The sequence below is a fragment of the Streptomyces sp. E11-3 genome (assembly GCF_046540415.1).
In the GTDB taxonomy this organism is placed as follows: Bacteria; Actinomycetota; Actinomycetes; order Streptomycetales; family Streptomycetaceae; genus Streptomyces.
The window spans coordinates 1-1563 of record NZ_JAZGRL010000161.1 but is presented as its reverse complement, the minus strand read 5'-3'; the positions used below and the strand labels follow the sequence as shown (position 1 = coordinate 1563).

Annotated in this window: 1 protein-coding gene; it reads right to left on the bottom strand. The window is 76.3% G+C overall.

Translation table 11 applies throughout. The features are described 5' to 3' along the window. Nucleotides 1-91 precede the first annotated feature (91 nt). Nucleotides 92-1563: BACON domain-containing protein (locus U9R90_RS36105; protein ID WP_411061717.1), on the bottom strand; the 1472-nt coding region annotated here is incomplete at its 5' end.

Here is a 1563-nt window from a genome sequence, read left to right as displayed (position 1 = left end):
AGGCCATCTTTCAGCCCGGCCGGCGAGGCCTTTCGGGAAGGGGCGGGGTGGGGGAAGAAGCTCTGGCGCCCACCCCCACCTGCCGAAACGTTCACTCTGTGGGTGCGGGGCTCACGCCGTCGCTCGGCGACGGGTCCGAGTCAGTCGGCGACGGGTCCGGCTCGGAGTCCGAGGGAGACGGCGTCGGGTCAGGGTCGGACCCGCCCGGGTCCGAGGGGGACGGGTCCGACGGCGAGGGGTCCGACGGGGACGGATCCGTCGGCGAGGGAGGCGGGTCCGACGGGCCCGGCTCGGAGGGCGACGGGTCGGACGGGCCGGGGTCGGACGGGCCAGGGTCGGACGGGCCAGGGTCCGAGGGGCTTGGGTCCGCAGGAGACGGGCCCGGGTCGGAGGGCGACGGCCGAGACGGCCCGTGGCCGTCGATCACGACCACCGAGCCCCCCGGATCCACCGAGACCCGCGCGCGCCAGGGCCCCTCAGGCTGCCGATACCCGTCGACGTACACCTGGATCGTGACGGACTCACCGGGCCGAAGCGTCCCGGATGACCGGCTCAGGTAGAGCCAGGACGCACCGGCCCGCGCCGACCAGGACACCGGCGAGCCACCCGAAGCCGTGAGCGTGATCAGCGTCGTCGCGCCGTGCGGCTGCGCGTCGACGGTGAGCCGTCCCGGCCCCACCCCGGCCCGGGACGGCGGCGCTCCCGGACTGATCACCTCGACCGAGACATCGGGCGAGTGGCCACCGGAGGTGAAGCGGGAGCCGGGCTCGGTACGGGCGTTCCCGGCGTTCTCGTACGCGTCCCGCCGCCGTTCGCCGCCGATCCCGTCGGACCGGTCCGCCTCACTCGCGGAGATCCCGCCCGCCTCCCGGCCCTCACCGGTGAGCGGCGCCCCCCGGTACGCCGCCCACAACGCGAGCACCGGCGCCGCCACCACCGTCGCCACGACGGTCGTCGTCACGGCACGCGCGCGTAGCCGGTCGCGCCGGGCGACACGGTCCTTGGGGTCCATCGGAAACCCGCGCCGGTCGAAGCGCGGCGCCGCGCCACGCGCGCGTGAACGCGTACGCGGCGTATGGCTCATGACCGCGCACACCGCACCCCGCGGCGCCGCGACCACCGGAAGCTCCACCGGAGTGATCGCGGTACCGGGCCAGGCCGCGGCCCCCGCACGCTCGGCGGTGCGACGGCAGCGCGGGCAGTCGTCCACGTGCCGTACGAGTTCGAGGCGCAGGGCCGTGCCGAGCAGCACCTGGTGGTCGCCGGTGAGCCGGGCGACGATCGGGCAGGTGCCGGTCTCGACGACCGCGAGCGCGGCCCGGGTGCGCTCCACCTCGCAGGCCGCGCCGGCCAGCAGCTCGCGCGCGGCGGAGAGTTCGAGCCCGAGCACGGCGGCGACCTCACGGGGCGCGAGTTGGTGGCGTACGGCCAACTCCAGCGCCTCCCGCTGCTCCGGCGTGGTCCCGGCCGCCTCCGGCCAGGCGAGCAGGGCCAGTTCACTCCTGCGGCGCTGCTCGACGTCCCCAGGCTCCCCAGGCCCCGCAGGCCCCCCAGCAGCCTCAG